The following is a 22,219-nucleotide window of genomic DNA, read 5'->3' as shown; positions in this document are numbered from 1 at the left end:
CCACCACGATATGGAGAAGACCATGGCCGACGCCCACCTGACCCGACTGCCGGACGACACCGCGGATACCCTGCTCGCGCGCGCCGCGAAGCTTTCGCCAACCAAATTCGCCCACGTGGTCTGTCTGACCAGCCAACTGGAGATCATGCGTGACTGGTACGTGGCCGTGCTGAACGCGACAGTGTCATTTGAGAACGACAGGCTGTGCTTCCTGCGCTATGACGACGAACACCACCGCATTGGCCTGATCCGCTTTGACGATCTGCAGCCAATGCCGACCGCCCCCACTGCCGTGGTAGACCATTTCGCGTTCACCTACCACGGTCTGCCTGAACTGCTGGGAACCTACCTGCGGCTGAAAGCACTCGCCATTGAGCCCTTCTGGACGATCAATCACGGCCCGACCACGTCGATCTACTACAAGGACCCGGACGGCCACAAGATCGAATTGCAGGTAGACAACTTCACCAACGAGGAATGCGACGCCTTCTTCGCTGCAGGCAAATACAAAGAAAATCCAATCGGCGTGATTTTCGAGCCCGAAGCGTGGATTCGCCGCTATGCAGATGGGGAAACGGTAGCGTCGATCACGAGCCGGCCACCGCTGCCGCCCGGCATGACGCCGCACGATATGATCCGCTTCTGAAGCGATGTGCCGCTGGTGACCCAGCGGCGACTACTGTCGCCACGATTCCTCAGCACTGGCCAGTGGCGCCGGGTCTGCCCGGCCCCGCTTGAGCCCCGCTTGTCATGGCGCCCTGCTGCGTGGCCGTGCGACTGGCCTGGTCAGTCCGCCGGACCAGCAAGCTCGCGCATCGGAGGCAGCGGCATCTTGGCGATCCGGATGGCCTCGTCCCGCTCCACCCCGAACGCTTGGAGTGTCATCGCGGCAACCTGATCGCCAAAAGCTGCCGTAGTGCGCTCGATGAGTGCGGTGCGCATGCCCGCCGCCAGCGTGCCAATGCCGAGCGCCAGTGCCGCCGGCACTGAATCCACCTGGAAGCGCCCGGTACGCTTGCCGAGCTGGATGTCGCCTGCTGCGCCTTTGCGCATTCCCTCACTCCAGCCGCCCGAAGTGTCAGGGAACGAGCGCACGAGTATCCAGCCCCAGTCAGGGTTGCGCTTGCTGAAGCGGATGAAGTGGCGAATGGCCGTAGCGACACGTACTGCAGGATCGTCCACGCCCTCGATCAGCGGCAGGATCTCGGCGTCTACCGTGTCGGCCACATACGCCGCCATGGCACCAACCAGCGCCTCCTTAGTTTCGAAGTAGTTGTAGAACGTGCCACGCGCCACCTCGGCGGCTGCGATGAAATCGTCAATGGTCGGCACATCGAAGCCTCGTTGTGCGACCACTTTCATCGCTGCCCTGATCAGCGCGACGCGAGTCCGCTCGCGCTTCTGGCGGCCGATTTCAGCGCGGCGTTGCAGGTCTATCGTGGCCATTTTCGGATCGTTCGGTGCATGGACACCTCATATTGTACAGATGTATCTACCATTAGCGAATGCGCAAGCCGACATCCTCATCGGTATGAGCGGCAGAATACACACACAATCGTAACGCGGAAAGAATTCGCGGAATCGAGGAGCGTAGACAGGAGTGATCCGCGAAATGACTGAGAGGGATCGACGCCGGGGCGCACATTGTCAGTGTCCATAGCTGGTGCCGCAGCGGGGTCGAGGCATCCCTATCCCGGCCGAAAGGCATCCAGAGCTGCCCGACGGATCGAACGGCAGAATCCCGGTCAGGCACGACGAAGGGGAACGATTTCATCAATCTGTTGCGTCGACCGGTTGAATCCACAGTCCGGGAAGAGCCGACCGGCCAGCAGCGGCCGCAGGTCGCTTACCGGCCAATTGCGGCCATCCCTCAAGCATGATTGACGGACCGTAATTCCTGAATGACGCTAAGCATGGCGGGTAAAGGAGGCCCCAGCCTGCTTTAGATGGAAGCTGCGGACGACGCCTCGCCTTGCGCCTGACCGTGCGTGCGCGTACGCACGAAAGCCCCGGCCAGCGCGGAGGCCGTTACGGCCGCCATGGCCCCCAACAGGAAAGCTAGGTGGTAGCACTGCCGCCACCAGCAAACCCAGCGACAGCGGCGCGCGAATCCCGAAGCGCATCACCAGTTTGGCCGACAGCCCCAGCGAGAACACCGCCATGATGATGTTGGCCGGCAGGAACGCCAGCCCCACCTGCATCGCGCTGTAGCTCAGCAAGCGCTGCATGTAAAGCGCCGAGATGAAGAACCACGCGAACAGCGCAGCCGCCCACAGCACGCCCACCAGGTTGGCCGTGGCCACGTTGCGCAGCGCAAACATGTGCAGCGGCATGAGCGGATGCGACACGCTCGATTCGATGACGACGAACGCGATTATGAGCGCGATGGCAATACCCAGTTGGGCAAGCGTTTGTGCAGACGTCCAACCGGCTTCGTTGCCGTGCACGATGGCGTACACCGCGAGCATCAGCGATGCGGTAACGGTGATGGCGCCCGCCACATCCAGCTTGGCGCGATCAGCCAGCGGCTTCCCCACCGGCAGCAGCACCACACACCCGGCATACACCGCTACGCCGATCGGCAGGTTGACCAGGAAGATCCAGTGCCAGCTCAATGTGCTGGTCAGCAGCCCGCCAAGCAGCACGCCGATGCTGCCGCCGCCCCCGCCCACGAACCCGTAGATGCCCATTGCCTTCGCGCGGTCCGCCGGCGAGGTGAACAGGTTCATGATGAGTGACAGCGACACAGCCGACACCACTGCACCGCCCAGCCCCTGAACGGCGCGCGCCGCGATCAGCAGCCCTTGCGAATTCGCCAGCCCGCAGGCCACCGAGGCCAGCGTAAATAACGTGATACCCAGCAGGAACAACCGCCGATGGCCAAACAGGTCGCCCAGCCGCCCGCTCAGCAGCAAGAAGCCGCCAAAGGTCAGCATGTAGGCGTTGACCACCCACGCGAGCGAGGTTTCAGTAAAGCCCAGGTCCGCCCGGATCGACGGCAGTGCGACGTTCACGATGGTCGTGTCCAGCACGATCATCAGCACGCCCAGGCAGAGTACGATGAGGGCAAACCAGCGTTTGCGTTCGTCGATACCATGCGTCATGGAACTGCTCCTGTCGGACGCTGACAGTTCAGGACTGCGCAGCGGATTTGAGATTGGCGAAGCCGGTTGCAAAAGCCTTGCCGCACACCCATGACGAGCGGTGGACACTGATCGAACCGCTGTTGCCTGGGCCGACTCGCATGAATCATTCGAGCGTCGTCAGCTTGCCCGTGCGGTCTTCAGCGCTTTGGTCCACCACAGCAGGTCTGTCGATCGTTTGTTCGGCGACAGTATCTAGTTCGGCCAAGTGCCGGGTGTTGTCCTGGCCTTGAAAATGCGCGTATATCGCCGCAGCCGGAACGTGGACCGCCGACCGAATCGGTGCAAGCTGCATTTCGACCGCGACCTCGCGCAGGCGAGCGCCGGCTTAACCTTGGAAGCGGTCGTTGCAGTGGCCCGAATCCGAACGGCGGTTCAGGGTCGTGGAGAGCCGACTGGGTAGCGTCGGGCCGAGGTCCGTTCCCGGCCATCTGCAGCCGTTCACCGTGCGTTCGGGAGGACATTCGAACGTCGGTCTCACTCACATAACGGTCCTTCGTCCGACGATCCCGTGCGTCGCGTGAGCGGCCTTTGCCGACGTTCGAGTACCCGTCGTCGCCGATTTCCTGATATGGCCGTCTCTGTCCTCCCCGAGGTATTAGAGGGAAAAATAGTCTGCCAAGTCTCCCCTTAAACGAAGCTCGCGTGTGCTGAAGGTGGCATCGACGCTTGCGCACACCGCCGATATTGTTCCGATTTTATGTGGCGCTGCTAGATAAGCGCAATGTAGGGACGTGCGAAGTCCTCTCCTAATGGAAGCAATCTTACGAGGTGGCTCCGTTCGGCTACCAGGGGCAGATTGACTGGAACGTAATGCCTATTGTCGCGCAATTGCCGAAAAAGCGGGCTGCTGTGGACTGGGCGGTCTGCGCTTCGGCCACTGCATACCACGACTTTTTAGCGGATCGAAGGTCAAAATGAACGGCGGCGTGCTTCACATCGTCGCGCCACACTTCAACTTCATCTTGCTCGAATATCGCCTTGCTGGCCTTGTTGCTCCTGCACCCGTGTAGCTATCGAGCGCCGGATACGTGCAGTTGGAAGATGCACAGGCTGGGGTGGCGAGATGGAGTCGGCGAGGAATGACAAGTCAAGCCGGGCTGCCTCTCAGACTGAACAACATATCGGCCTGCTCTGGAAGAATCGAGAATATCTTTCGACTACCGTCGATGGTCATACCTTGGTCGCGCGACAGATCATTTGAATTGGTATTTATCTGTCTACTATATAAAACATTAATGTGACCATCAAAATGCCTGCTAGCCAAATCAAGACCCTCGTTCCGAGTGGCAATTGGGCAGTGTCTCCATGTAAATGCTGCGTCTCTGCAACACCGTTCCGGCTGCGGCATCCAATGTCATGCAATTTTCGATCGGCGTTTCGACGCCCGCATCAGGCAGCCCGGTGCATAAGTGGATGGTCCATGGACCTTGGGCAATGCGCGGTCCGAACCCGGTGGCGCATGCCGGCAAGCTCTATAATGCAGCATCAGCAGTGGGTGTGGCAGTCACGCCGCCGCTACTCTTATTGGACTATGGTCCAATACCGCAGTTGGCAGTTGCTCCGATTGTCAGCGTCGTGTGAGCCTTGAGGTACCGTACCATGGAGGCAGGGATGCAGAGCGAACAGGTGTACTGGGTTTTCACCGTTACCGTCGATCAGATGGACAAGTTCACGCCGCTGATACCAAAGCTTGTGGCCGCGACAGAGAAGGAGCCGGGCGCGCTGCAGTTTGAGTTCAACATCGGGGACGACCAGAAGACGGTTGACATCTTCGAACGCTACTCGGATTCGAAGGCGGCCCTCTTCCACCAAACGGAAAGCTTTGCCCCATTGTCGAAGGAGTTCTTCGCTGTGGCCAAGCTCACTCGGTGGGTGATCTATGGCACGCCCTCGGACGAATTCAAGAAGGCGAACGCCGACCTCCACCCGATTTATATGACACGATTCGATGGTTTTGTCAGGTGACGGGATTGGCTTCTGGGCTTAAGGTCGCGAGTCTGGTAGCGGATATCAAACTGGCCCGTGTTACGGCCGGGTTCCTTGAGCTCGCAGCGGCATGCGTGCGGCACAAGCGGGTGCTTGCCACAAGCAGCTAGGGTGTTTGCCGCAAGCCCAAAAATCGACCCGCTATCCTCGTGACTTTCTATAGTAGTGAAGCGTTGCTTGGCCGACGCTCGTTTTTGAACTCGTCAATGTCCGTGCCCGCCCGTTAGCCGGCGCGGGACGGTCACTTGCTCCCCTCGACTTTCTCATTGTGGAGGCCATCATGAGCGACCCAAAGCTTCAAGTCCTGACGCCGCAGAACTGCCAACTGATCTTCATTGACCACCAGCCGCAGATGGCATTCGGCGTGCAGTCAATTGACCGGCAAGTGCTGAAAAACAATGTGGTTGGCTTGGCCAAGGCAGCCAAGATCTTCAACATCCCGACCACCATCACCACCGTGGAGACCGAGAGCTTCTCCGGCTTCACGTACCCCGAACTGCTCGACGTCTTTCCGGGCCAGAAGTTGCTGGAACGCACGTCGATGAACTCATGGGATGACCAGAAGGTTCGTGACGCGCTGGCTGCCAACGCCCGCAAGAAGGTGGTCGTGTCCGGACTGTGGACCGAGGTCTGCAATAACACCTTTGCACTCTGTGCAATGGACGAAGGGGGATACGAAATCTACATGGTGGCCGATGCCTCGGGCGGCATCACGAAGGAAGGGCATGAATACGGCATGCAGCGCATGATCCAGGCCGGCGTCGTACCCGTGACGTGGCAGCAGGTGTTGCTCGAATGGCAGCGCGACTGGGCGCGTCGCGACACGTATGACGCCGTCATGAAGGTGGTCCGGGAGCATTCCGGCGCCTACGGGATGGGCGTGGATTACGCCTACACCATGGTGCACAAGGCGCCACAGCGCGCCAGTGGTACCCATGAGATCGTGCCTGCGGTGCCGGCCAAGTAATCGGCAGCCCTCTCACCCTCATTCGATATCCCCGACTCCGGCCGCGCGGCGTGACGCCGCCGGCCGGCAGGAGCCATTGCGATGTCTCCCTCAGACAAGCCCGATCTGATCCTGGTGAATGGCCGTTTCACCACGCTGGATCCGCAACAACCCCAAGCGCAGGCCGTAGTCATCCGCGGCGGCAAGTTCATGGCCGTGGGCAGCAAGCAGGACGTCATGCCTCTCGGTGACAACTCCGTGACAGTGATTGACCTCGGAGGCCGGCGCGTGATTCCGGGGTTGATCGACAGCCACATGCACATCATCCGCGGCGGCCTGAATTACAACATGGAACTGCGCTGGGACGGCGTGGGCTCGCTGGCCGACGCCATGCGCATGCTCAAGGATCAGGTCTCGCGCACGCCGGCCCCGCAATGGGTGCGCGTGGTGGGCGGCTTCACCGAACACCAGTTCGTTGAGAAGCGCCTCCCGACCATCGAAGAGCTGAACGCGGTGGCGCCGGATACGCCTGTGTTCGTTCTGCATCTGTACGATCGCGCACTCCTGAATGGCGCCGCGCTGCGCGCCGTGGGTTACAACAAGGACACCCCTGAGCCTCCCGGCGGCGAGATTGTGCGTGACGCCCAGGGCAATCCGACCGGCTTGCTGCTGGCCCAGCCCAACGCGACCATTCTGTACGCTACCCTGGCCAAGGGGCCCAAGCTGCCGCCCGAGTACCAGAAGAACTCTACGCGGCATTTCATGCGCGAAGTGAACCGCCTTGGCGTAACAGGCGTGATCGACGCCGGCGGGGGCTACCAGAACTATCCCGAGGACTACGCCGTGGTCGAGGAACTTCACAAGGAGGGCCTGCTCACCGTGCGGCTCGCCTATAACCTCTTCACGCAGAAGCCGAAGGACGAGCTCAACGACTTCCGTACCTGGGCCGCCAAGGTCAAGCCAGGCCAGGGCGATGACCTCTACCGCCAAAACGGTGCCGGCGAGATGCTGGTCTATACGGCAGCCGACTTCGAGGACTTTCGCGTGGCGCGGCCGGAGATGCCCCTGTCGATGGAGGCCGACCTCGAACCCGTGATCCGCCTGCTGGTGGAGAACCGCTGGCCATGGCGACTGCATGCCACCTACGACGAGACCATCTCGCGCGCGCTGGATGTCTACGAGAAAGTGGCGCGCGACATGCCGTTCGACGGCCTGCACTGGTTCTTCGACCACGCCGAGACAATCACCGACCGCAACATGGACCGCATTGCGGCGCTGGGCGGCGGCATTGCCGTGCAGCACCGCATGGCCTACCAGGGCGAGTACTTTGTCGAGCGATATGGCGCAAAGCCGGCAGAGCGCACGCCGCCGATCAAGCAGATGCTTGAGCGCGGCATCAAGGTGGGCGCCGGCACGGACGCCACGCGCGTCGCCTCGTACAACCCGTGGGTGTCACTATCATGGCTGACGACTGGCAAGACGCTCGGCGGCCTGTCGCTGTATCCGCAGGCCAATCTCCTCGACCGTGAGACTGCGCTTCGGCTCTGGACCGAGGCCAATACCTGGTTCTCCAACGAGGAAGGCAAGAAGGGCCGGATTGCCGTTGGCCAGCTTGCTGACCTGGCCGTACTGTCGAGCGACTACCTCACCGTTCCCGGCGATGAGATCCAGGACATCACCTCGGTACTGACCTTGCTCGGCGGCAAGGTGGTCTATGGCGATGGCGATTTCGGCAAACTGTCTCCCGAAATCCCTCCAGCCATGCCGGACTGGTCGCCGGTGCGGACGTACGGAGGTTATCAGGCGCGCCGCCAGGGTGTTCAATCAGCCGCGGCGCTCAGCGTGACATGCGGCTGCGCGAACCGTTGCGGTGTGCATGGCCACGCCCATGCCGCCGCCTGGGCGGCGCAGGTGCCGGTCGCCGACCACCGGCAATTCTGGGGCGCGCTCGGCTGTTCCTGCTGGGCATTCTGACAGCGAGGGGGGCAACGATGCACGAGCGACTTACACGTCCCCATGCAGCGGCGGGCGCCGGGCTGGCCCGTGTGGCCACGCCGGCAATCCGGTGGCTGGCGCTCCTGGCACTGTGCGCTGCCTACCTGCAGGGCGGGCTCACCAAGGCGCTGGACTTCCCGGCCGCCATCGCCGAAATGAACCATTTTGGCCTGGCGCCGGCCGCTCCGATGGCGGCGCTGGTCATCGCGCTGGAACTCGGCGCCTCGGCGATGATCCTGACAGGATTTTGGCGCTGGGTCGGGGCGCTGGCGCTGGCGGCGTTCACCTTGATGGCGTCGTTCCTGGCCAATGCGTTCTGGAATGTGCCAATGCCCGACCGGATCATGATGGAGAACGCCTTCTTCGAGCACATCGGGCTGGCAGGTGGTTTCGTGCTGGTGGCCTGGCACGACCTGCGCCGTCTCGGCCGGGCGGCATCGGAACAGGGAGACTGAAATGAAGGTCTATTTCGTGTCGTTCGGAGCGGGGATTCTCGTTGGGATCATCTATGCCCTACTGCAAGTGCGTTCACCCGCGCCACCGGCCATCGCGCTGCTCGGTCTGCTTGGCATGCTGATCGGCGAGCAGGTCGTGCCGACGGTCAAACGCGTGATAGCCGGTGAGCCGGTCACTGTGGCGTGGTTCCGCACGGAATGCGTGCCCAAGATCTCCGGCGCACCGCTCAAGATTGTGGCGGAACTTGGAGGCACCCAAAACAACGGCACCGTCGAACGGGACAACGTCTCGCGTTGATGGGGAGCCGTAGCGCAGACGCGAGCAGCGATAAGCCGATGAAGGCCAGCAGTGGCAAGGCCAAGCTTTTACGGGCGTGACGATCATCGAGAAGTACGGACCATTTCATGAACGTGCAACTGAGCGCGCCAAGAAGTCCGCTTGTGCCGGTCGCGAGTACCACGAGGGCTCGGACACGAGCAAGATTGGTGTTACCTATTTGCGGCATGTTGACGGCTAACCTATCTTGAATCACTGGACGGCATTTACCCCGTGAGGTATCCAAAAGGCCAGGGGCGTGGCTCTCCGCCGGCCGGTTCCAACGCGCGTAGTCAGAGGTTCACGATGAACAGCGACGCAGCTTCGCCACCGGGCGGGCCAAAAAACCAGACAGAAGTCGGCACGAACGGCGCCGATCGTTCTGCCGTGGAGGATGCGCAGACCCCAGACAGCACCCCGCGCTGGCATCAGATATTTCCGGTACTGACTGACGCCGAGATTGATCGGATCAATCGCTTTGGTGCGATACACAGCTACGCCGCCGGCGAATTCTTATATCGCGCGGGTGGCATGAGTCCAGGCATGTTCGTCCTGTTGTCGGGCACGATTCGGTACACGGCACGCGACGGACTGGGCCATCGACGTTTGCTGCGCTCTCAGGCGAAACGGGGCGAATTCACCTCCGACGTTGGCATGCTTTCAGGCAAGCCCGGCCTTGTCGATGCTGAGGTTATCGAAGATGTCGTGGCGCTCGTGATTTCGCCGGAAAAGCTGCGTGCCCTAATGATCGGCGAGGCGGAGCTCGGTGAAAGGATCATGCGCGCGCTGATCCTGAGGCGCGTCGCCGCGATCGAGCGCGGGCAAGGGGCGGTGCTCGTTGGCCCGCCCGACAACGAGCGGCTCCTTGCACTGCAACATTTCCTGCAACGCAATGCTTACCCGCATATGACGCTTGACGAAAGCGGTGCCGATGCCATCGCGTTGCTCGAGCGCATGACGCCTCGGCGCGATGACATGCCGCTCGTTGTCTGCCCGGATGGCACCGTGCTGCGCAATCCGGACGACGGGCAGCTCGCCTCGTGCCTGGGACTCGTACCGGAATTCGATCCCAGGCATGTTTACGACGTCGCGATCGTCGGCGCCGGGCCTGCTGGCCTGGCGGCAGCCGTCTATGCGGCATCCGAAGGCTTGTCAGTGGCAGTCTTCGATTGGCGCGCGCCGGGCGGCCAGGCAGGCACGAGTGCCCGCATCGAAAATTATCTGGGCTTTCCGACCGGCATTTCGGGGCAAGCGCTAGCCGGCAGGGCATTTAACCAGGCGCAGAAATTCGGCGCGCACATCGCGATTCCCGTCGAGGTGAAAGGCTTGCATTGCAGCGCATACCCGCTCGAGGTGAAGCTTGCCGGTTCGCGGCGCGTTGCGGCACGGACGGTAGTCGTCGCGAGCGGCGCGGAGTATCGGCGTCCGGCAGTGAGCGGGCTTGCGCGCTTCGAAGGTCACGGCGTCTATTACTGGGCGACGTCGATCGAGGCCCGGCTTTGCCGCAGCGAAACCGTGCTGCTGGTCGGTGGCGGAAATTCAGCAGGACAGGCCATTGTGTTTCTTGCATCGCATGCTGCCCATGTTCATGTCCTCGTCAGGGGCCAGGATCTCGAACACAGCATGTCGCGCTATCTGATCGAGCGAATTGCCTCGTTGCCGAACGTGACGATCCATATGGGTTCTGAAATAACGGCCCTCGAAGGTGACGAACGGCTGGAGTCCGTCCACTATCGGCGACGCGATGGGGGTATAGAAAGTCTGAAGACGCATCACTTGTTCCTTTTTATCGGTGCCGACCCAAACACGAACTGGCTGCGCACGTGCGGAGTGTCGCTGGATCCGAGAGGATTTGTGTTGACCGATACCGACCTGGGAACACGAGCCAGCGGGCCCACGCTCCCGCTGCATACAAGTGTCGACGGCGTGTTTGCAATCGGCGATGTTCGATCGGGTTCCACCAAGCGCGTTGCAGGGGCCGTGGGCGAAGGGGCAGCCGTGGTCGCGCAGATTCACCGCTTTTTAGCCATGAAGCGCGCCGAAACACCCGCGCGTTCCATGCATGTGTAAGCCGCCTGTCGCGATGGGTTGCAAGGCTGGATATGTCGCGCGGACCTCTTTTAAATTTTTAGATGGCGTTACACCCGTATTGGAAAAGGCACGGACCGCTCAAACCAGGAACTTGGCCGCAGCGCGCATCCGATGTGGCTACCATCCATATTTCAGTTCGACACCGAGGTAGTCCGCGTTACTGCCGCCTGCGTTGCGAATCGAGTCGCCCACCTGGAAGTGCACCGCTTCGACTGAACCGATCAGGTTCGCGGCAATGGTCCAATCGGCACGTACTTGCACGTACATGCCCGTCCACCGGCTGCCATGTCCGGCTGTTCCGGGCACCACGGCATTGGCCTGTTGATGCACGGCGTCCGCTGTCGTCTCACGCCACTGGAACCCGAGCGCGCCGATCAGCGCGAGCTTGCTGGTCGGCTTGAGCGTGATGGAAGGCTTGACGTGAATCAGGTTCGCATAACCCGTGTAGCCCGCGAGCGTAAAGTAATAGCCGTTCGGAAAGCGCGGATTGAACGCCTCGACCCGCCCATCGCCGGGATGGTGTCCCTTTGATTTCGGTGCAATTTACCGGGATAGCTGCCCCTAGCATTCATGCGGTTTTCCGGGCGATTTCCTGGAAATACCACGACAAATCAATAGGTTGCTGTCTGCTGTTGCTTGCTTTTTTGAGATGCTCTAAACAGCACATTCGTGTTCTGGCATCCCCCCCGTGAAGCACTCTGCCAGCAGCTGTCGGCGTTGGCCGATGCAGCGCTTAACCGGCGTGCGCCCAGCCGTGCCAGCCTGATCCGCATGCAACTCCTGTCACGGCACCGCCAGGCCCGAGCCTTGCTCGGCAAGTTGGTTCTGCTGCCCTTCTCTGCCCAGTCGGCACACCCAGTGATCGACGCGTTGACCGTGCTGCAGGAACTTTACGCGATAAAGACCGACTCTCTTCCCGACCAGATCACGATTCGACTCGGCCGCGCCTGGCAACCCGCTATGGAGGGACAGGACCGTCAGCGGGCGCTGGCCGCCTTCGAGTGGGGCACGTTATTCGCTCTACGGGTGGCACTGCGCAACGGCTCAGTCTTTCTTGCGCACAGCTTTGCCTTCCGAAGCCAAGCGGCGCTTTTGATCGGCGCCAGCGATTGGAAGGCTAAACGCAACCACTTCTATGGCCATCTCAAGTTGCCGCAGGATGCTCAGGCATTTCTGGTGCCGGTGATCGCGCATCTGGACGAAAGCCTCGTCAAGCTGAAAGACGCTGCCTTGAGTGGGAAGCTCAAGATTGACGATGCGATCCACATCGATCCCTTGGTGGCGAGCGCTACGCCCGCGTCGGTGGAGACATTGCGACGCGCACTGTTCGAGCGGCACCCCGGCGGTCAGCTTCCTGAAATCCTGCTCGAGATCGACAGCGCCACGCACTTCAGTTGGCTCTTGCTGGGGAGGGAGCCCCTTTCCCGCAGCGAATTGCTATTGGTCTACGCAGCCATACTCGCGCATGGCACGTCGATGTCGGCTGCAGATCTCGCCCGAATGGTGCCGGAGCTGTCGCCGCCCGCGATCCGGCAGATGATGCATCGTATCGCGGACGAACGGAAGCTGCGCCACGCGGCAGAAGCCGTGCTGACCTTCATGCATCAAAACCCGATTGCCCAGCATTGGGGACGCTCCGATCTGGCGTCGTCGGACATGATGTCGTTGGAAACGACGCGCTCTGTCTGGCAAGCGCGGGCCGACCCGCGTCGGCGGACGGCATCGATCGGAATGTACACTCACGTTCGCGATCGCTGGGGCATTTTCTATGACCAGCCTATTCTGCTTAATGAGCGGCAGGCAGGCGCAGCGATCGAGGGCGTGATCCGGCAAGGTGGATCGGACGACGTGGCCCAACTTGCTGTGGATACACACGGGTTTACGGATTTCGCGATGAGCCTGTCACGGCTGTTGGGCTTCGATCTCTGTCCGCGACTCGCCCACCTGCGCGACCGGCGCCTGCATGTCCCCAGGCACCACGACGTGCCGAGCCAACTGGTTGCCGTCACCGACGCAGATGTTCGACTGAGCCTCATTGAGCGCGCCTGGGATGAACTGGTACGGATTGCCGCCTCCGTGCAAAGTGGGCAATGCACTGCAGTCCAGGCACTCACGCGCTTTGGGGCGGCGGCGCGCGGGCAGATTGTCTATGAGGCCGGCGTGCATCTCGGACGGCTGTTTCGTACGAATTCCGGTCGTCCACCAGGCACACAAGCTCCCGCTCAAAGGCGAATCCATGCGCAAGCGTACGGCAACCGACGCCAAGAAACGGGCATCGTGATCACCTACGCTACAATCTCCGGACCGCGCAGTACCACCTTCCTTCCCTGATCACGTTCACCGAAACCACTGATAACCTTCACCGAAATCCGCACCTGCCCGGCCGGGCATGCACGCATGTGACAAAGATGCCCCGGTCCACTCCGGGCGGTTGCCCACGCGCGCAATTCCCGTCCGGGTCCTGCGGGGCACGCTGTCAGCGCAGGCGCTCCATCGCGCCAAGCAGCAAATGGCCGCGCTGCGTCAGAACCGGCGCGGGCTTGCCTGCCGGGGGACGGGTTTCGAGGTGAACCAACTGCTCTTGCAGCAGGATCTCCAGATCGAGCGGATCCAGTTCCGAGTGACCGGGCGCGCTCTTGATCAGCATAAGCGTCGCAAGTTCGTGCGGGCTTAACATAGGCGCTCCTGTCTTGACTGTGACAGCCGGCATATCCGGCCCGGCTGTTGGACTCGCTTCCTTCCCCAAACGTGGAGCAGCGAATTTCGTGCCAGCGGAATCGCGCCCGCAAATAGCCGCGGGCATCACACGCGGCCCTGCTTTGGGGCATACGCGTGTCGCGGAAATGAGCATGCGCACCTTGGCGGGCAATGAAAATCTTGGAAATGGCCATCATGGCATAGCGATTGTCATGGCTACGCCTTACAGTAAGCCAACAATCAGCATGTAATCTCCTGCGCCATTGCGCAGCGAGGGTCCTGATGATGACCAGTGCCTGGCGCAACGCCACTCCCCTGATTCGCCAATCCACCCAAGATAAGCATCAACATTGTGCCAAGAACGCGTTCGCAATTGCGAAGGCGATGCTGTACCTGAGATGGAGGAAGGCCCTCCGAAGCCGGCGTGCAGGCGCAGGCTCCAAACAGCCGTAAGCTGCTTCAGTCGGAAAGCTGCGGTGGTGAACGTTACGGTTAAAAGGCGTGGTCGAACACGTCATGTGTGGATTTGAGGGTTCTGTCGCACTAAGGGAGCGAGGGCAAGCAGCCCCCTGGGCTACAGCTGGGTTATGCTGCTGGGCGGCATCGAGCTCATGCACATGATTGCCAAGGGCCAGATGCAGTGCCGCGAAGGGAGCAATCCGTCCGCTGCAGAGCAATTCTATTTACTGGCAGGGATGCGCGCAGCGAAAGTCCTTGAATCCCAGCATCGGTCGAGTCAGCGCTTGATGGCCGATGGTCCTGCTCGACGATGTTGTTCAGATATTTGACCTGCCGGATGGCGATGGGAGCTTCTCGTTCGGCGTTGATGTCGTGCAGGGCCGCCAAGTTGGCCGGACTGCCGTCGATGGTCACGGAGTCGGGCTGACCGTGGTGCGCAATGGCCTTCTCGAAAAAGCGCGGCGCCGCGGCCTTGTCGCGCTGGGCGCGCGGCATAAAGCCGATGGTATGGCCCGCCTTGTCGACCGCTCGGTAAAGGTACTTCCATTGGCCACGTACCAGGATGTAGGTCTCGTCCATGCGTCAGCTTTTTTCCACTGGGCGCTTACGAAGGCGAAACCCCTTGTTCAGCGCCGGCAGCAACTTGAGCGCCCAGCGGTGGAACTTGCCACTTCAGCGAATGCAGCTAGGTTCTTGACATCGAACGACTCAACGGCTTGCAACTCGAATAGGACCGACCAATTCACTGCACCTTCCGTAGTCGCCGTCATAACCCATAATTTCGTGATCGTGAAATTAGCGACTCATCTGCCGAGTTGCCGCCTGCCAGGGCCCATGTCATCTGCGGGGCAATCTGCATGAGTTCTCATAAGGGTTTATACCGTTCCCCGAGATCTGCGCCAGGCAGTTCCGGGCAATGTGCAGGAATGGCGTCCAGTAGAATGGCCGGAGTCGAATTCAGCACATGTGGACGCCAGTCCTGAACCCGGAAGCGACCACCAACGCATAGTGAGCGCCATGCTGGTGGGTACCTGTCGTAACGCCGAGGCCTTCGTCAACTCATCAGATTTGCGGGTAACGCTATGAGGCCGCGTCTTGCAACCAAGGCAGACCTTCGTGACGTGGAAGCATTGCTTCGCACGTGTTCACTGCCCGTTGGCGGAATACGTAGTGAAGCGGTGCAATTTCATGTCAGCCGGGACAAGACCGGCCTCCTCGGCTGCGCCGGTATCGAAGCACTCGGCGGCAAGGTTGGCCTGATAAGAGTGGTCGCCGTTGCGGAACGCGCAAGACGTGCAGGTCTGGCCGCACTCCTGGTTTCCGCGCTGGTGGCCGACGTACGTTTGCGCGGTATCGAATCCCTGGTCGTCCGAACTGAAACTGCCGCCGGCTATTTCACTCGTCTTGGCTTCACGCCAGTCGACCGTGCGGCCATACCTCACGAACTGCTGGCTTCTCGTGAATTCTCCGATACCGGTGCCCGAGCGGCGGCAATCATGAAAGTTGAGCTCTAGTGTCTGCTCCCGCATTTGTCGTTAGCCGTTTCCATGCCTTCGAGCGTTCGCTCACAGCGCAATGGCGACGACATGACGCGACAAATAGCTCAAGAAATTCTCGTCGGCAAAAAAAGCTAGACGCCATTCGGTCACGGAGCGCTAGCAGAGCTCAGCACTGGTTTGCGCCAGCACATCAGCGCCCCTATCAAGCATGGCGGCTTTCTGCAACAGGTGAACGGCATCTTCCAGCGACACGGTCATGTCTGCGCCCAAGCGCTGCACCTGCGATTGCGCGCGCAACGCTGCGGCTTCGTCACGCAAAGCCTCGATGCGTGCCGCTGTCCATTGAACCAGATTCCCAACTGAGTCGCTTGGCAGCGACAATTGGTTCGATGTCCCCGAAACCGCGAGTGTTTGGTGCATATCAGCCCCTCCAAAATTGCACGGCCAGTTTCGTCTTGCACGCTGACGAACGAGCCCTTCTTATACGGCCGCCAGCTGCGGCCCTAGCACCGCCGGTCCAGCCCCTCCGGCAAGTCATCATGAAAATCGACTGCACATTGAAGCGAAACTCCATGACACTGCGGTGTCATCTGTGCGCCAACGGGCTGATTTGAAAGCAATTCTGGGTAAACCTTGACCCGAGTTAACCCTTCCTCTGGTCCTTCCCTTGCTTGGTTACCCCGTGAACCACCAATCCTCCGTCGACAACGGGACGATTCCCGTGCTGCGGCAAGGCGGGTTGGAGAAGGAGGCTCGGCTGGCAGGCCGCATGTCCGGAAAGCGCCGAAATCAGTCCTCAGGCTACCGCCAATTGAGGGGGCGCTTGTTGCGGCCTTACGGTATTACGACCAGCCGCCTTTGCTTCATAAAGCCGTTGATCGGCAAGGTGCACGAGCTTGTCCGCCGTATCACCGGGCAGGCCATTGCCGTCAAAAACGGCGACGCCAATGCTTACGCTCAGTCTTCCGCGTGGGCTGGCGAAGTTTGCTTGGTTAGTTGCAAGGACCGCAGCTCGAATCTTCTCCGCTACTTGCACCGCGCCCCTTAGGTCTGTATTCGGGAGGAGCACACAGAACTCTTCGCCGCCATAACGGCCGACAAAGTCGCCTGGGCGACGAATGTTCTCAACAATACAGCGAGCGATGGTTCTTAGCGCACTGTCGCCGGTAGCGTGCCCATAATGGTCGTTGAAACTCTTGAAGTTATCTGCGTCTACCATGAGTGCGGAGAGGCTCTGCTTGCTCCTGCTCGCACGTCGCCACTCGGCATCGATGGTTGAATCCAGAACACGGCGGGTGCCCACACCCGTCAGGCTATCGGTATTGGCAAGTAGATGAAGTTGTCGTTCCATCTCGAGCCGCTTGCGAAATTGCTTGGCGAACATCACCGACATCAAGACGATGAGAATATCGAGCAGCGCCACAACGCTGCCGATTGCCCAAGCGCGCCGTTTCCAATCGGCGTAGATGTCATCGGTTGCGAGCCCCACGACGACTATCAACGGGTATCTGCCAATATGCTTGAAACTGTACAGGCGCTGGGCGCCATCCAACGCCGCAGTACCAATGTAACAGCCACTGTCAGCTTGAATGAGTGGCTTGAATGCTGGGGCGCCGGCAATGCTTTGACCGATGTCCCTCTGGCTGTAGGGGCGTCGCATCAGAACCGTTCCGTCAACTCGCACCAACGTGATGGAGCCGTGGTCGCCAAGCGTCATCCCATCAAACAAGCGGTGGAAGTAGTTCAGCCGAAGTGTCCCGACAACGATGCCTGCAAATTGGCCTTGACTATCCGTCAGCCGTCGGCTCAGTCCAATCGACGTTTCCGTCTTCGCTAGATGCGGTGAGAATGGTTTGCCGATGAAGAGCCCGGCGCCGGCCGATTGCTGGTGAATCGTGAAGTAATCTCGGTCACTGAGGTTGAGCTGTCGAGGTGGACCCGAGTGAGAATCAATGACGATTTCGCCCGCAGTGTTTGTAACTAAGAGCGAGCCCATATCCTGGGCGTTGGTTGACCTGTCGAAGAGGACACGTTGCCGAATCTGTGACGGCAGTCGCAACGTGCCCGGGTCGTTGACCCCATCAATGACGGCCTGTATCGACAGTTCGTAAACCTCGATGTTGCGTTCGATATCACGCTGCAGAATCAGAGAGAGATTGTCCGCAGCGTCGCGGGCTCGCGCGAGCGCGTCCAAGCGCATTTGGTAAAGCGATACGGCAGTGATGCACGCCAAGGTAACGGCGGCCGCAAGCGCCCCAACGATAAAAAGAGTGGGGCGTGCCAGAAAGGCCCCGGCGAACTTCATCAACGCCATACTGCTTCCACCAATATCAACCCCTGCCCCCTATGGCCACCAAAGCACATTCAAACGACGCTCGTGGAGAGTCCTGAGCGCGGTCGGGCGGATTCTAACGGCATATCCAGCGCCGCCTTGCGACAGTTGAGTTCAACATTCGTTCGTCGTTACATGGCGACGCTTTTGCGCGACAGTCGCGGAGTGCCGCCTCAACAGGAGATGTCTCATGAGGCACTTCATTTGGGGGGGGGGGAAGTTCACATCGGCTAGCCTGCCGGTTTGCCACTGCCGTCGCCTGTAGGCCCTCGAACTCTCGCGAATAGCAGCAAGGCTTTGCGGCGGGTAACGATGGACGCGACAAGGCGCTAGACGTGACCAAGATTTCCGTGAGCATCGACCATCAGCGGTCACCGTAGTTCACGATGAAGTGTCGATTGTTGTCGAGGTAGACAATGAACTCCTCGAGCTTGCCGAGGAGTTTGGCCTCTTCGGGGCTGGCCTCAGCATCCAGATCCCAGCCAAGGCTTTCCAATCGGCGCAACGCCGGATAGGGACAGCCGTGCCACAGGTGCCACTTGGCGCCATGCAGCGCCTTGATCAATGCCGCGTTGCTGGGGCCGTCGCAATGTGCCGGCCGGCCCTTGATCATCTGTTCGAGGTTCTGTACCCGCATGGCGATGTGGAACCAATCGAGAACGTACTCACCGCGGTCGCCAAAGCCGAGCTGCGCAAACCGCACGGTATCGCTGCCATCCGACAGAAAGGTCACCGGTTGACTAGGCTGCACACCTTCACGTAGCAGGAAATTCAACATACGATCAGCTGGTCGGTGCTCCAGTTTGTGCACGTAGGCAAAACTATGCCCGGCATCCTGATACCGCAGGGACTTCCCCCGACGATCACTTCAAGGCCAGCAAACGCTTCATCCTCGGCCGACAAAATACCCGCGGATTTCTCTGCAGTGTTTATTAGACGTCCAATGTCAGGCTGAGGCCAACCGGTGTGCGGGGGGCCTAGAAAAGCGCGCGCGAGAAAATCAAGGCAGCGAGATTTTCCAACGCCATTGGGCCCGATAAGAACATGAATATTTGTCGCCGGAAGGGAGTTCGGCGTTACAGAGAATGTTATGGTAGGAGGCGGCGTAAAAGCCTCGGCATTTTCGGGAAAATGATACTCAAAGCTATACGCAGTAAGTCTTACTCGTCCCGTAGCTAGTCTGTGGAGACGTTCGCGCACCCGGGACTCTTCAATGGAGTGCAGTAGCGAACCGGTCATCACCGGTTCAGAGATATTTTCATTCAGGATGTCGAGCGAAAAAGCACAATCGCGCATGGCGACCAGATACGCCTCACGAAGATCGTCTCCCAGTGAAATCAACGTCTCATAGTAGTTTTCATCCTGTCCTAGGGAAAAATATTGAGATCCGAGTTCTGGCAGGTCACCTTCAATCTCGGTGCTTCCGTTGGCCTTTGTCATCCCTTTTTTTGCAATTTTCACGCGACCGAGCTTGACAATCTTTCCTTTGTCAGTGATGACATGCACGTTGTAAGTCGTGTGCCATGTAAACCAGTCGTTCCAAGCGTCCTTTTCCAGTGCAACGTACGTCTGATTTTGGAAATTTGGTAAAATTCCGAAATAGAATCTCATTCTATAATTTTCCCGCTACTGCTGGTTTAGCATAAACGTCGACGCAATTGACCTTTTGCACTATCGTTACAGTGACAGGTAAGAACTCCCCAGCCGCTTGAGGCTTCGCATCAGTAGAACAATTTTATCGGATATGTAGGGAAAGGATGGCATTCCGCCCTTTGACGAGCTTGCTCTCCCGAAACGTCACTAGCGCGCGGTGCGTTAGTAGATGCTGGCTTCGCCCTGAGGGCGGTTCTTAAACCGACGGTGAACCCAGTAATACTCTGACACTCGGGGCCGAATACAGTCTTCGAAAAAGGCATTCATGCGTCGAGTATCCTCGAGGACACTGTCACCTGGGTAGTGTTCCCATGCCGGCAGAACATGCACGACATAGCCCTTGTAGCCAGGCAACATTTCCGTATAAATAGGCACTACCGTTGCACCGCTCGCCCGGGCCAGGCGTGACACGGAGGTCAATGTCAGGGCTGGCACCCCGAAGAATGGAACGAATGCAGAATCGCGTTCGCCGAAGTCCATGTCGGCGATCAGTTGAAGTCCCTCTCCATTCTTTATGCAGCGCAGGATCTCACGTGCGCTGTCGCTGCGAGCAATCATGCGACCTCCGAACCGGCCACGTGCGCGCCTTAGAAAATCGTCGAAGAGACAATTCTTTTGCTTCGTGTACAGGCACGCTCCACCGTGCTGCACATGGTCGCGCAGATGAAGATTCAAGCGGATAGTGCCAGCTTCAACGCCAGACAGGTGCAGCGTGACCCCAATATGCGGTGTGCCATCCAGCGCAACTAGATTGGCTTGGTCATCGACCTGAACCCACCTGCGCACCTGGGCTTCATTGCCGGTCCAGAAAATTCCGCGCTCCGCGAGGCTGCGAAACACCGTGCGAAAGGTCTCACGGGTGAGGCTATGTATTTCCACCTCGGAGCACTTGGGAAAGCACACGCGTAGGTTAGCCTGGACGATGCGCCGGCGCCGGCTCGGCAACAGGTAAAGACAGCCACCAAGAGCTTCCCCGAAGCGTGCAACCATGGGATACGGCAGCTTGCCCAGAATTCTCAGTAGACCAATTCCAAGCCAGGTAAATACTTTGTTCATAGTGTTGCTTGGTGGGATGTACGGCTGTAGGTGCGGATATCCGGCCAGCAGTTGGCGCTCGAACGCCCCCTCGGATTCGGCCCTCTGCAAGGCTGCAACCTTTCGGTCAGTTCTATCCGACCCGAAAAAACTCCACGCTCTGGCCCGCATTGACCGCGCGCTTCAGCCACGACGGCATCTCGCCCTGCCCGTCCCAGCTCATTCCCTCGGCGTTGCGGTAGCAGACCGGCGGCGGAGGGGGTGGCGGCGGTGGAGGTGGGTCGAAGCACCCCGCCGCCTCCAACTCTTCCAGCGTCAGCCCATAGTCGGCCATCTGGGCCTGGATCCAGCGGATCGCTTCCGCCCGCTCATTGTTGGCTGTCATCGTTGTCGTCACTGCTGTCGCTGCCGTCTTCCGGATTCAGGGTTGCAGTTGGCGCACCCTGCTTTTTGTCCTGCTGTTCGCCCTGCTTTTCACTCTGTGCTTGCTGCTCGGTCGGCGCCGGGCTCCCGGCCTTGCGCCGCCGCCCAGCGCCATCTCGCTCGGGCGGCCCCACCCGCAATTCTGCCAGCAGCTGGCGCGCCAGCGCCGCTTCGGCTTCGGCGCGCTCCGCCCGACGCTGCGCCGCGGCCAATTCCGCCTGCACGGTGTCCAGGTCGTTGACCGATTTGCGCTGCGCCTGCTCGGCACTGGCGAGCCGGTCGGCGAGCGCCGCGGCCTGGGCTTCGAACCGGGCCCGGGCCTCGGCCTGCGCCACCGCCGCGTCGCGGGCCTCGCTGCGCGCCGCCACCAGTTCGCCGCGCAACGCTTCGGCCGTGCGATCGCTCTGCTGGCGCGCGGTACGCTCCGCGTCCAGTTCGCGCAGGCTCCGCCGCTCGCTGGCTTCGGCCCGTTCCTGGGCGAGGGTCACCTGCTCGCGGGCGCGCTCCAGCTCGGTCGAGAATTGGGTGCGCAGCTCCGCCAGCTGCCGCCCGGCGGCGTCCAGTTCCGCCCGCCCCGCTTCCAGCCGGGCTTGGGTCGCCGCGTGCGCCTGCCGCTCGGCGGCGGTCCGCCTGGCTTTCCGCGAGCGATTGCCGCATGGCGCGCCTCGGCGCGCAGCGTGGCCAGCTCGCCGGTGGCGGCCTCGTTGGCCGCCTGCCAGATGGTCTGGACCGCCCCGGCCGCGATTTCCTTCAACGCATCCGGCAAGTCGGGGTGGTCGATGGTGACGCGCGTGCGCTCGCGCAGCTCCTGCCAGAACGCCTGCAGCACTTCAGATGGCGCGCCCATGCTGCCCTTGCGCACCAGGCTATAGAGCTTGTTGGCGGTGGGCGTGACACCGTAGCGGAAGAACAGCAAACCGCAGACCTCGCGGTACAGCGCGCGGGTCTCGGGGAAGCGGCTGCGCAGCTCGGCAATGTCGTTGGCCATGGCGGCCTGCAGCGCGGCGTTGGTCAGATCCAGGTCAGCAGCGGGCATGAGGGTCGGCCGGGATTCGAAAATATCTGAAGCTTAAGATATTCACGAATCCCGGCCAGCCCTCACGTTCTTCCTGGCCGTGCGCACTGTGGCTGACCGTTGCCGGCCAGGGATGGCGGAAGCGCAACGGCGGTAGCCGGCCAGTTCGGG

Annotated in this window: 16 protein-coding genes and 7 pseudogenes; 10 read left to right on the top strand and 13 right to left on the bottom strand. The window is 60.6% G+C overall.

Features of this window, described 5'->3' with window-relative positions; genetic code table 11:
- Window positions 1-22: 22 nt before the first annotated feature.
- Entirely contained in the window at window positions 23-646 is a 624-nt protein-coding gene (locus tag K307_RS02100; RefSeq protein WP_080745092.1) for a VOC family protein, read from the top strand.
- 140 nt (window positions 647-786) lie between these two features.
- Here K307_RS02100 and K307_RS44060 read toward each other — a convergent pair whose 3' ends face one another.
- The 3 genes and pseudogenes from K307_RS44060 to K307_RS02085 all read right to left on the bottom strand — a co-directional run bounded on the left by K307_RS44060 (window position 787) and on the right by K307_RS02085 (window position 3,438).
- The gene (locus tag K307_RS44060; RefSeq protein ID WP_051974573.1) at window positions 787-1,446 is read right to left on the bottom strand and encodes a TetR/AcrR family transcriptional regulator; all 660 of its coding nucleotides are present in this window, start codon (window positions 1,444-1,446) and stop codon (window positions 787-789) included.
- Window positions 1,447-2,042: 596 nt separating this feature from the next.
- A pseudogene (locus K307_RS02090) lies at window positions 2,043-3,104 on the bottom strand (MFS transporter); the annotation flags it as partial.
- Window positions 3,105-3,249: 145 nt separating this feature from the next.
- The gene (locus tag K307_RS02085) at window positions 3,250-3,438 is read right to left on the bottom strand and encodes a hypothetical protein (RefSeq protein ID WP_042876015.1); all 189 of its coding nucleotides are present in this window, start codon (window positions 3,436-3,438) and stop codon (window positions 3,250-3,252) included.
- Between the two features lie 1,319 nt (window positions 3,439-4,757).
- On the opposite strand from K307_RS02085, the gene K307_RS02080 reads away from it, so the two are divergent.
- The 6 genes from K307_RS02080 (at window position 4,758) to K307_RS02055 (ending at window position 10,914) form a co-directional block, all read left to right on the top strand.
- Window positions 4,758-5,111, top strand: coding sequence for a putative quinol monooxygenase (locus K307_RS02080; protein WP_039012100.1), 354 nt, complete (start codon window positions 4,758-4,760; stop codon window positions 5,109-5,111).
- A 301-nt stretch (window positions 5,112-5,412) separates the two neighbouring features.
- Window positions 5,413-6,099: a hydrolase gene (locus K307_RS02075; RefSeq protein ID WP_042876013.1), complete on the top strand. Its 687-nt coding sequence runs from the start codon at window positions 5,413-5,415 to the stop codon at window positions 6,097-6,099.
- Between the two features lie 81 nt (window positions 6,100-6,180).
- A complete protein-coding gene (locus K307_RS02070) occupies window positions 6,181-8,052 on the top strand; it encodes an amidohydrolase (protein WP_042876011.1) in 1,872 nt (623 codons plus the stop codon).
- Window positions 8,053-8,069: 17 nt separating this feature from the next.
- Window positions 8,070-8,528 (top strand): DoxX family protein, encoded by a 459-nt coding sequence (locus tag K307_RS02065; protein WP_051974572.1) that lies wholly within the window; start codon window positions 8,070-8,072, stop codon window positions 8,526-8,528.
- A gap of 1 nt (window position 8,529) precedes the next feature.
- Window positions 8,530-8,826: a XapX domain-containing protein gene (locus K307_RS02060; RefSeq protein ID WP_042876009.1), complete on the top strand. Its 297-nt coding sequence runs from the start codon at window positions 8,530-8,532 to the stop codon at window positions 8,824-8,826.
- A 324-nt stretch (window positions 8,827-9,150) separates the two neighbouring features.
- Window positions 9,151-10,914 carry an FAD-dependent oxidoreductase gene (locus K307_RS02055; protein WP_042876008.1) on the top strand — a complete coding sequence of 588 codons (1,764 nt, stop codon included), beginning with the start codon at window positions 9,151-9,153 and terminating at the stop codon, window positions 10,912-10,914.
- Window positions 10,915-11,052: 138 nt separating this feature from the next.
- On the opposite strand, the pseudogene K307_RS45215 reads toward K307_RS02055, so the two are convergent.
- A pseudogene (locus K307_RS45215) lies at window positions 11,053-11,466 on the bottom strand (alginate export family protein); the annotation flags it as partial.
- A gap of 156 nt (window positions 11,467-11,622) precedes the next feature.
- Here K307_RS45215 and K307_RS02050 point away from each other — a divergent pair.
- Window positions 11,623-13,122, top strand: a pseudogene (locus K307_RS02050) (Tn3 family transposase); the annotation flags it as partial.
- 289 nt (window positions 13,123-13,411) lie between these two features.
- Here K307_RS02050 and K307_RS02045 read toward each other — a convergent pair.
- Window positions 13,412-13,612: a hypothetical protein gene (locus K307_RS02045; protein ID WP_042876006.1), complete on the bottom strand. Its 201-nt coding sequence runs from the start codon at window positions 13,610-13,612 to the stop codon at window positions 13,412-13,414.
- Window positions 13,613-14,219: 607 nt separating this feature from the next.
- Between K307_RS02045 and K307_RS48435 the strand changes: the two are divergent.
- Window positions 14,220-14,324, top strand: a pseudogene (locus K307_RS48435) (IS6 family transposase); the annotation flags it as partial.
- 6 nt (window positions 14,325-14,330) lie between these two features.
- Here the strand turns inward: K307_RS48435 and K307_RS02040 are convergent.
- Window positions 14,331-14,751, bottom strand: a pseudogene (locus K307_RS02040) (IS6 family transposase); the annotation flags it as partial.
- 461 nt (window positions 14,752-15,212) lie between these two features.
- On the opposite strand from K307_RS02040, the gene K307_RS45210 reads away from it, so the two are divergent.
- Window positions 15,213-15,605 carry a GNAT family N-acetyltransferase gene (locus K307_RS45210; RefSeq protein ID WP_230625414.1) on the top strand — a complete coding sequence of 131 codons (393 nt, stop codon included), beginning with the start codon at window positions 15,213-15,215 and terminating at the stop codon, window positions 15,603-15,605.
- Between the two features lie 141 nt (window positions 15,606-15,746).
- Here K307_RS45210 and K307_RS02030 read toward each other — a convergent pair whose 3' ends face one another.
- The 7 genes and pseudogenes from K307_RS02030 to K307_RS02005 all read right to left on the bottom strand — a co-directional run bounded on the left by K307_RS02030 (window position 15,747) and on the right by K307_RS02005 (window position 22,069).
- Window positions 15,747-16,010, bottom strand: a complete 264-nt coding sequence (locus tag K307_RS02030) for a hypothetical protein (RefSeq protein WP_042876003.1) — start codon at window positions 16,008-16,010, stop codon at window positions 15,747-15,749.
- 376 nt (window positions 16,011-16,386) lie between these two features.
- Window positions 16,387-17,904: a sensor domain-containing diguanylate cyclase gene (locus K307_RS02025; RefSeq protein ID WP_042876001.1), complete on the bottom strand. Its 1,518-nt coding sequence runs from the start codon at window positions 17,902-17,904 to the stop codon at window positions 16,387-16,389.
- 385 nt (window positions 17,905-18,289) lie between these two features.
- Window positions 18,290-18,778: pseudogene (locus tag K307_RS48895) on the bottom strand (ISKra4 family transposase); the annotation flags it as partial.
- Window positions 18,694-19,533 (bottom strand): hypothetical protein, encoded by an 840-nt coding sequence (locus K307_RS47275; RefSeq protein ID WP_155301030.1) that lies wholly within the window; start codon window positions 19,531-19,533, stop codon window positions 18,694-18,696. The pseudogene K307_RS48895 and the gene K307_RS47275, both read right to left, overlap by 85 nt.
- 204 nt (window positions 19,534-19,737) lie before the next feature.
- A complete protein-coding gene (locus K307_RS02015) occupies window positions 19,738-20,631 on the bottom strand; it encodes a lipid A biosynthesis lauroyl acyltransferase (protein WP_042881070.1) in 894 nt (297 codons plus the stop codon).
- A gap of 112 nt (window positions 20,632-20,743) precedes the next feature.
- Window positions 20,744-20,995: an H-NS histone family protein gene (locus tag K307_RS02010; RefSeq protein WP_042875997.1), complete on the bottom strand. Its 252-nt coding sequence runs from the start codon at window positions 20,993-20,995 to the stop codon at window positions 20,744-20,746.
- A pseudogene (locus tag K307_RS02005) lies at window positions 20,979-22,069 on the bottom strand (DNA-binding protein). Before K307_RS02005 ends, K307_RS02010 begins: the two are co-directional and overlap by 17 nt.
- Window positions 22,070-22,219: the final 150 nt, after the last annotated feature.

The organism is Cupriavidus necator A5-1 (assembly GCF_000744095.1).
GTDB classification, from domain to species: domain Bacteria; phylum Pseudomonadota; class Gammaproteobacteria; order Burkholderiales; family Burkholderiaceae; genus Cupriavidus; species Cupriavidus necator_A.
Note: the sequence above shows the minus strand (reverse complement) of the source record. Positions and strands in the feature narration are given on the sequence as shown.

Excerpts from the sequence above, each read along its gene's own strand:
- K307_RS02015 (WP_042881070.1), bottom strand. The coding sequence starts at position 20,631 with ATGAACAAAGTATTTACCTGGCTTGGAATTGGTCTACTGAGAATTCTG.
- K307_RS47275 (WP_155301030.1), bottom strand. The coding sequence starts at position 19,533 with ATGAGATTCTATTTCGGAATTTTACCAAATTTCCAAAATCAGACGTAC.
- K307_RS02070 (WP_042876011.1), top strand. The coding sequence starts at position 6,181 with ATGTCTCCCTCAGACAAGCCCGATCTGATCCTGGTGAATGGCCGTTTC.
- K307_RS44060 (WP_051974573.1), bottom strand. The coding sequence starts at position 1,446 with ATGGCCACGATAGACCTGCAACGCCGCGCTGAAATCGGCCGCCAGAAG.
- K307_RS02100 (WP_080745092.1), top strand. The coding sequence starts at position 23 with ATGGCCGACGCCCACCTGACCCGACTGCCGGACGACACCGCGGATACC.
- K307_RS02065 (WP_051974572.1), top strand. The coding sequence starts at position 8,070 with ATGCACGAGCGACTTACACGTCCCCATGCAGCGGCGGGCGCCGGGCTG.
- K307_RS02055 (WP_042876008.1), top strand. The coding sequence starts at position 9,151 with ATGAACAGCGACGCAGCTTCGCCACCGGGCGGGCCAAAAAACCAGACA.
- K307_RS02085 (WP_042876015.1), bottom strand. The coding sequence starts at position 3,438 with ATGCAGCTTGCACCGATTCGGTCGGCGGTCCACGTTCCGGCTGCGGCG.
- K307_RS02045 (WP_042876006.1), bottom strand. The coding sequence starts at position 13,612 with ATGTTAAGCCCGCACGAACTTGCGACGCTTATGCTGATCAAGAGCGCG.
- K307_RS02080 (WP_039012100.1), top strand. The coding sequence starts at position 4,758 with ATGCAGAGCGAACAGGTGTACTGGGTTTTCACCGTTACCGTCGATCAG.
- K307_RS02030 (WP_042876003.1), bottom strand. The coding sequence starts at position 16,010 with ATGCACCAAACACTCGCGGTTTCGGGGACATCGAACCAATTGTCGCTG.
- K307_RS02025 (WP_042876001.1), bottom strand. The coding sequence starts at position 17,904 with ATGGCGTTGATGAAGTTCGCCGGGGCCTTTCTGGCACGCCCCACTCTT.
- K307_RS02010 (WP_042875997.1), bottom strand. The coding sequence starts at position 20,995 with ATGACAGCCAACAATGAGCGGGCGGAAGCGATCCGCTGGATCCAGGCC.
- K307_RS02060 (WP_042876009.1), top strand. The coding sequence starts at position 8,530 with ATGAAGGTCTATTTCGTGTCGTTCGGAGCGGGGATTCTCGTTGGGATC.
- K307_RS02075 (WP_042876013.1), top strand. The coding sequence starts at position 5,413 with ATGAGCGACCCAAAGCTTCAAGTCCTGACGCCGCAGAACTGCCAACTG.